Origin of the sequence: Bradyrhizobium sp. PRIMUS42 (genome assembly GCF_023006515.1) — a bacterium.
Taxonomy (GTDB): Bacteria; Pseudomonadota; Alphaproteobacteria; order Rhizobiales; family Xanthobacteraceae; genus Bradyrhizobium.
Map to the genome: position 1 here is coordinate 1 of NZ_JALBGZ010000302.1, position 7,163 is coordinate 7,163.

Annotated in this window: 7 protein-coding genes; 5 read left to right on the forward strand and 2 right to left on the reverse strand. The window is 65.3% G+C overall.

What is annotated here, in order from left to right; translation table 11 throughout:
- The coding region (locus tag MOV75_RS21325; RefSeq protein ID WP_247006539.1) for a helix-turn-helix domain-containing protein at positions 1 to 278 on the forward strand (278 nt) is incomplete at its 5' end.
- A gap of 130 nt (positions 279 to 408) precedes the next feature.
- Here the strand turns inward: MOV75_RS21325 and MOV75_RS21330 are convergent.
- Both MOV75_RS21330 and MOV75_RS21335 read right to left on the reverse strand, forming a co-directional pair.
- Positions 409 to 2,283 carry an ATP-binding protein gene (locus MOV75_RS21330; protein ID WP_246929430.1) on the reverse strand — a complete coding sequence of 625 codons (1,875 nt, stop codon included), beginning with the start codon at positions 2,281 to 2,283 and terminating at the stop codon, positions 409 to 411.
- Positions 2,284 to 2,441: 158 nt separating this feature from the next.
- Positions 2,442 to 3,074 carry a cupin domain-containing protein gene (locus MOV75_RS21335; RefSeq protein ID WP_246929428.1) on the reverse strand — a complete coding sequence of 211 codons (633 nt, stop codon included), beginning with the start codon at positions 3,072 to 3,074 and terminating at the stop codon, positions 2,442 to 2,444.
- 218 nt (positions 3,075 to 3,292) lie between these two features.
- Here MOV75_RS21335 and MOV75_RS21340 point away from each other — a divergent pair, with 218 nt between their 5' ends.
- The 4 genes from MOV75_RS21340 to MOV75_RS21355 form a co-directional block, all read left to right on the forward strand.
- Positions 3,293 to 4,984, forward strand: coding sequence for a peptide ABC transporter substrate-binding protein (locus MOV75_RS21340; protein ID WP_246929425.1), 1,692 nt, complete (start codon positions 3,293 to 3,295; stop codon positions 4,982 to 4,984).
- A gap of 27 nt (positions 4,985 to 5,011) precedes the next feature.
- Positions 5,012 to 5,962, forward strand: a complete 951-nt coding sequence (locus MOV75_RS21345; protein WP_246929423.1) for an ABC transporter permease — start codon at positions 5,012 to 5,014, stop codon at positions 5,960 to 5,962.
- Between the two features lie 3 nt (positions 5,963 to 5,965).
- Entirely contained in the window at positions 5,966 to 6,841 is an 876-nt protein-coding gene (locus MOV75_RS21350; protein ID WP_246929421.1) for an ABC transporter permease, read from the forward strand.
- Between the two features lie 43 nt (positions 6,842 to 6,884).
- A partial coding sequence (locus tag MOV75_RS21355) for an FAD-dependent oxidoreductase (RefSeq protein WP_247006540.1) occupies positions 6,885 to 7,163 on the forward strand: 279 nt, incomplete at its 3' end.

The following is a 7,163-nucleotide window of genomic DNA, read 5'->3' on the forward strand; positions in this document are numbered from 1 at the left end:
AGCCGCTCGACCTCGTGCAGCTCGCCTGCGCCGCCGGCATCGGCATCCGCGCGCTCCAGCTCGGATTCCGCCGTCACTTCGGCCTGTCGATCTCGCAGATGCTGCTCGACATGCGCCTGGCCGGTCTCCACGCGCGCCTCGCGCAGGCGTCACCCGATGTCTCCATCACCGACCTCGCCTTCGATCTCGGCTTCACCCATCTCGGCCGAATGGCAGGCGCCTACCGCGAAAAATTCGGCGAGACGCCGTCGGCCACGCTGCGGCGAAGGATGAGCTGAGCGTGCGATGAGATGAGGTTTGATGCAGCAACAAAGGAGGTGCGCTCCCTCGCCCGCTTGCGGGAGAGGTGAAGGAGCCACCGCGATAATCGCTTCAACTTGAAGCGATTCCGCTTCGGGCACGAGGCGGCTATTTCCGCGGCTTCCCTGTCCCGCTGTCTTCCGCCGCCTGCCTGCGCAGAAAAGCCTCGACATCGGCCTGCACCGAGTAGGGCGTCGGGATCGCGTCGCCTGCGGAATCGACGGCGGTGTCGAGGCAGCGGCGCAGCATGCGTGCGAGCTCGGCCTTGCGATAAGGCTTTCTCAGCAGCGGTGCGCCCATGGTGGCGCGTCCCTGCGCATGCAGCGAGTCGTAGGCATAACCCGACGTAAACAGGACACGCAAGGAAGGCCGCGCGGCCGCCATCTGCTCGGCGAGCTCCCGCCCGTTCATGCCGCCGGCCATCACGATGTCGGTGAAGAGCAGGTCGAACGGCCTGCCTTCGGCGGAGATGGCGAGGGCCTCGGTCGCATTGGCGGCCGGGATGACCTTGTAACCGAGGGCTTCGAGCTGAACCGTCACGTATTGGCGGACATCGCGGTCGTCTTCGACGCAGAGAACGGTTTCCTGGCCCCCCACGATCTTGCGGTCGTCGTAGCCGGACGGACGCAGCGTGCTCGCCTCCGCCTTCGGCAGGTAGACAGTAAAGATCGTGCCGCGACCTTCTTCGGACGCGACCTTGATGCCGCCGCCGGACTGCTTGATGAAGCCGAACACCATGGTGAGGCCGAGCCCCGTGCCCTTGCCGACCTCCTTGGTGGAGAAGAACGGGTCGAAGATCCGCTCCAGGATGGCTTGCGGAATGCCCGTGCCGGTGTCGGCAATCTCGATCTCGACATAGTCGCCGGCATAGCCGGCGCCGATCGCGACGGCCTCGCGCACGCCGAACACGACGTTGCGCGTCGTCAGCGTCAGCCTGCCGCCATCCAGCATGGCGTCGCGGGCGTTGATCGCGAGGTTGAGCAGCGCCGAGCTCAGCTGGCTGCGATCGGCGAAGGCGAGCCAGACGTTGCCGCCAAGCCGGGTCACGATCTCGATCTTCTTGTCGAAGGTCGCCAGCAGCAGCTTAGCCAGTTCTTCCAGCAGCTCGTTGACGTCGATCTCGGCCGGCTGCAGCGCCTGCTTGCGGGCAAATGACAACAGGCTCGATGTCAGCGCAGCGCCGCGATCGGCGGCTTCGCTGATCAGCCTGGTGATGGTCGCAAGCGGCGGGTTGTCCTTGACGGCGTCGGCGAGGATCTCGATCGTGCCTGTGATCACCGTGAGCATGTTGTTGAATTCGTGCGCGATGCCGCCGGTGAGTTGCCCGACCGCCTCCATCTTCTGGGACTGGATCAGTTGCTCCTCGGCGGCGCGCTTCTGGGTGATGTCCCGGACGAAAGTGTTGACGATGGCGCGCCCGCCCAGCCGCAAGACCGTGCTGGACGCCTCGGCCAGGATCCGCTCACCGTTCCTGTGGATCAGGGTGAGCTCGAAGCGCATGCCGGCAGGTGTGTCCGACAATTCCGGAACGTGCCGCGCCATGCGCTGCCTGAAAGCGGCGCGGAGCGGTTCGGCGACGATGAGGTCGACGACGTGGGCACCGAGAGCCTCCTTGCGCGTCCATCCGGTCAGGGCCTCCGCCCGAAAACTCCACTCCAGCACGGCGCCGCTGTCGTCGATCTGAATGAAGGCGTCGAGCGCGGTCTTGATGACGGCCTGCGTCATCTGCGCGCTGTCGCTGCCTGCCCGCGCCAGCTCAGCCGATTGCGCGGCGGTGCGCTTTTCCTCCGACCTCGCGATCGTGCCGGTGCAGAGGCGGACAATCAGCACCGCGACGGCGGCGCTTGCCAGCAGGGCGACAAGCTGGAGAATGCCGAATTCACGCGTGCCGCTGCCGGTCACGGCATAGGAGGCGAAAAGGGCTGCGGCCGTCACGATGGCCTGTGTGGCCAGCGCGAGTGTCAGAAGCCCCCTGAGTTTCATGGTCTCATACCAAAGACGCCAGCCAAGGACCGCCCCGGCCGCCCGGTTCAGGGAGCCGCTTGATGTGAGCTACAGACTCCGTGCGTTTCCGTCGAGGGGCAATTTCCGGTGGCGCGAAGCGGCCGGCTGTCCCCGGACACGAGGCCCGGCCTCGCGCATCAACCCGCCGGCGAATCGGTCTGGCGCAGCGTCGTCACCCAGATCACGCGCGCCGCCTGCTGGGTCGGGTTGTCGAACATGTGCGGCACGATGCTCGGGAAACGGAAGCTGTCGCCGGCCTCGAGCACATGGGCCTGGTTGTCGAGCCACAGCCGCAGGCTGCCGGACAGGATGTAGCCGGCCTTCTCGCCGGTATGCTGGAGGAAGTCGGTACCGGACGAGGCGCCGGGATTGAGCGTGAGCTCATAGAGCTCGAGCTGGCCCTTGTCTGCCGGCGTCAGCGCTTCCTTGACGACGCCGCTGGCGGTGAGGCGCAGCAGGCGCCGGCTGTTCTTGCGCACGATGTAGCGCTGCACGTCGCCGGGATCGGTGGTCTCGAAGAAATAGGAGATCGGGACGTCGAGCGCGATGCTGAGCAGGCGCAGCGTCCGGATCGACGGCATGGCGCGCGCGCGTTCGAGTTGGCTGATCATGCCGTTGGAGAGGCCGGTCCTGGTGGCGACGTCCTGTATCGAGAGGCCGGCGCGCTGGCGCAGCAGCCGTACGGTCTCGCCGAGGCGCTGGTCAACCGCATCGTCGGCCTCGATCGTCGGGGCGTCCTTCGGACCGTTGGTGTTGCCGCGACCATCCATGTCGCTCTCCCATGCATCATCTCAGCCCCGGACCAGATCGGCCAAGGCTTCAGTCGGAGTGAAAAGGTCGCGCATCCTAGCAATGTGATTGACAGCTGTATTTAGTTATGATGAATTTTTGATAGAAAAATTTAGAAGCACTAAAGCCCACTCCTGTCCCTTTGCCGGGGTCTCGGGGCGCGGGAGATGGTGCCGCGTGCGATAATGGAGAGTGGGTCATGGCAAACGACACCGGCAAGTTCGGCGTTGGGGCAGTGCATCTCGACATTCCGAATCGCCGTCAATTCTTCCAGCTCGGCGCGGGTGCCGCGGCGGGATGGAGCCTTGCAGGCAACGCCTTCGCGCAGACCGAGCGCCCGACCAATCCGCCGGACAAGCCGCGCGGGCAGGTGATTGCGGCGCTGTCGCAGGAGCCGACCGTATTCCATCCGCTGATGCCCGGGATCGAGGTCGATCAGGGCGTCTGGTGGCAGGTGTTCTCGCTGCTCTGGTACATCAATCCCGACGGCAATTTCGTTCCCGATCTGGCGCGCGAAGTCCCCACCATTGAGAATGGCGGGCTGTCGGCCGACGGCCTGACCTGGAAGATCAAGCTGCGCAGCGACGTGAAGTGGCACGACGGCACGCCGTTCACGGCCGACGACGTGAAGTTCTCGCTCGATCTGATCAACGATTCGAATTTCCGCGCCCGCAGCCGCGTCGGCCATAGTCTCGTGAAGGACATCAAGGTCGTCGCGGCGGACGAGATCCACTGGCGAATGGAAGCGCCCTATTCGCCCTATATGTCGATCCTGGGATCGCTGACCTTCATCGTGCCCAAGCACATCCTGGAGAAGGTGTCCGACCCGAACGCTTCGCCGTTCCACAATGCGCCTGTCGGCACCGGACCGTTCCGCTGGGGCGAGCGCGTGCCCGGCGACCACATCCTCCTGAACGCCTACACCGGCTATCACGGCAAGGGGCCGTACGTCGAACGCGTGGTCTTCAAGTATATCCCCGACCTCACCGTGCTCTACACCCAGTTCCGCACCGGCCAGGTCGATTACACCGGCCTGCAAGGCATTTTGCCGAACTTCGTGCAGGAGGCGAAGACGCTGAAGGGCCGGAGGATCTTCGTCTCCGCGACGTCCTCGGTGGAGCATATCGCACCCAACCTGGATTTCGGTCCCTTCGCCGACCGCGCGGTGCGCGAGGCGCTCTACCTCGCCATCAACAAGCAGGCGATCATCGACGCGCTCTATTACGGCCTGCCGACGCAGACCGAGAGCTTCGTGCCGCAGCAGGCGTGGTCGTTCCAGAAGGGCCTGCCGCAGCACAAATACGATCCCGCCAAGGCCAATGCGCTGCTCGATGCTGCCGGCTGGGTCCGCGGCTCCGGCGGCATTCGCGAGAAGGGCGGCGTCAAGCTCGAATTCACCAATTCGACGACGTCAGGCAATGCCGTGCGCGAGCAGACCCAGCAGCTGCTGATCCAGGACTGGCGCGCGATCGGTGCTGCGATGCGCGTCAACAACATGCCGGCGGCGGTGATCTGGGGCGACTTCTGGCAGCAGTCGAAATTCAACTCGGTGCTGGTGTCGGTGAACTTCATGCTGGGCAGCGATCCCGACGTAACGCCGCGCTTCGGCTCCGGCGCCATTCCCGCCAAGGGCGGTCGCGGCTACAACACCTATCAGTACCAGAGCCCGGAGGCCGACCGTCTTCTCGCCGAAGGCGCCAAGCAGTTCGATCTGTCGCAGCGCAAGACCACCTATGGCGATCTGCAGAAGCTGATCCGCAACGACCTCGCGATCCTGCCCATGTTCCAGGGCTTCATCGCCGAAGGCGTGAAGGAAGGGCTGCAAGGTTTCCGTCCCAACATCAACACCTCCATCAATTGCTGGAACATCCGCGAATGGTACTGGGCCTGATGCATCCGGCTCGCTGGATCGCCTGAGATGGCCCGTTACGTCGTCAATCGCCTGGCGCAGGCGATCATGCTGCTCGTGATCGTCTCGGCGATCGGCTTTGCCATCCTGCATCTGGCGCCCGGCGGCCCGCTCTCGCAGTTTGCGGCTTCCGCGCAGATGACCCAGGAGGATCTCGACCGCGTCACCAAGCAGCTTGGCCTCGATCGCCCGCTGCCAATTCAGTATCTCGACTGGTTCGGCCGCATGCTGAGAGGCGATTGGGGCAAGTCCTACCGCGACGGCGAGTCCGTGCTGTCGGTGATCTCCTCGCATCTCGGCGCGACGCTGGAGCTGATGGCGACGGCGACCATCATCGCGGTGCTGCTCGGCTGCTGGGTCGGTATCCTTGGCGCGCTGCGGCGCTATTCGCTGTTCGACATGCTCGCAACCGTCGGCGCCATGGTCGCGCTGTCGATCCCGACCTTCTGGTTCGGTCTCGTCATCATCTACGTGTTTTCGGTGACACTCGGCTGGTTGCCGGCCGGCAACCGAGAGACCGTCGGCGACGGCTCCTTCCTGGACCTCTTGCATCATCTGATCGCGCCGGCCCTGGTGCTCGCGCTGGTCGAGACCGCGATGTGGGGCCGCTTCATGCGATCCTCCATGCTCGAGGTCATCAACCAGGATTACATCCGCACTGCGCGCGCCAAGGGCATGCCGGAATGGCGCATCCTCACCGTGCATGCCCTGCGCAACGCGCTGCTGCCGATGATCACGGTGGCCGGCCTCCAGCTTCCGACGTTGCTCGGCGGCGCATTGGTGGCCGAGACCGTGTTCACCTGGCCCGGCATGGGGCGACTGTTCCTGGATTCCATCGGCTACCGCGACTACCCCGTGGTGATGGGCATCCTGATGTTCTCGGCGACGATAGTGCTGATCGGCTCGCTGCTTGCCGACATCCTCTATGCCGTCGTCGATCCGCGCATCCGGGTGGGCTAGGCGATGACGGCTGCCACCCTCTCCACCGTTCAGCTCTCCCCCGGCCAGGCCGCCTGGCGGCGCTTCCGCCGGCATCGCCTCGCGCTCGCGGGCGCGGTGACCATCCTGGTTCTCGTCCTGGGCTCGGCGTTCGGCCCATATCTCCTGCCGTTCGACGACACCTATATCGACATCATGAAGCGGTTCGCACCGCCGCTGTCGGGCGCGCACATTCTCGGCACCGACGAGCTTGGCCGCGACGTGCTGGCGCGGCTGATGATGGGCGGGCGGGTGTCGCTGTCGATCGGCATCGTCGCGATGGTGATCGCGATGGTGGTCGGCATCGTGGTCGGCGCCTTTGCCGGCTTCTATGGCGGCGTCGTCGGCGCGGTGCTGATGCGGCTCGTCGATGCCGTGCTGTGCTTTCCGACCATCTTCCTGCTGCTCGTGCTCGCAGCGCTCATAGAGCCCGGCTTCGTCACCACCACCGTGCTGATCGCGGCCACCGCCTGGATGTGGGTGGCCCGGGTCGTCGAGGCCCAGGTCCGATCGCTCAGAGAGCGCGAATTCGCCGTTGCCGCGCTCGCCTTCGGTTCGTCGAACCTGCGGATCATGTTCCGCGAGCTCGTGCCCAATGCGATCGCGCCGATCGTGGTGGCGGCGACGCTGAACGTCGCCAAGGCGATCCTGCTGGAATCCTATCTCAGCTATCTCGGCTACGGCATCCAGCCGCCGGCTGCGAGCTGGGGCAATATGCTCAACAACGCGCAGATCTATCTGACCAGCGCGCCGTGGCTCGCGATCGCGCCGGGCCTCGCCATCACGCTCGCGGTGACGAGCTTCAACTTCCTCGGCGACGGCCTGCGCGATGCGCTCGACCCGCGAATGAACATCCCATGACGAGCCGACGAGCTTCGATCGAGCTGATTTCCAGGAGTGCCCCATGTCCCCGCCGCTCAACCGTATAAATAGCGACGATCGCCTGCCGGCGCAGGCTGACGTCGTCGTCATCGGCGGCGGCGTAATCGGTGTGTCCGCGGCCTATCATCTGGCGAAGAAGGGACTTTCCGTCGCGCTCGTCGAGAAGGGGCATGTCGGCGGCGAGCAGTCGAGCCGCAATTGGGGCTGGTGCCGCCAGCAGGGCCGCGCGCGCGAGGAAATTCCGCTGGCGCGCGAGGCGTTGCGGCTGTGGGAGGACATGCAGAACGACGCCGGCGTCGAT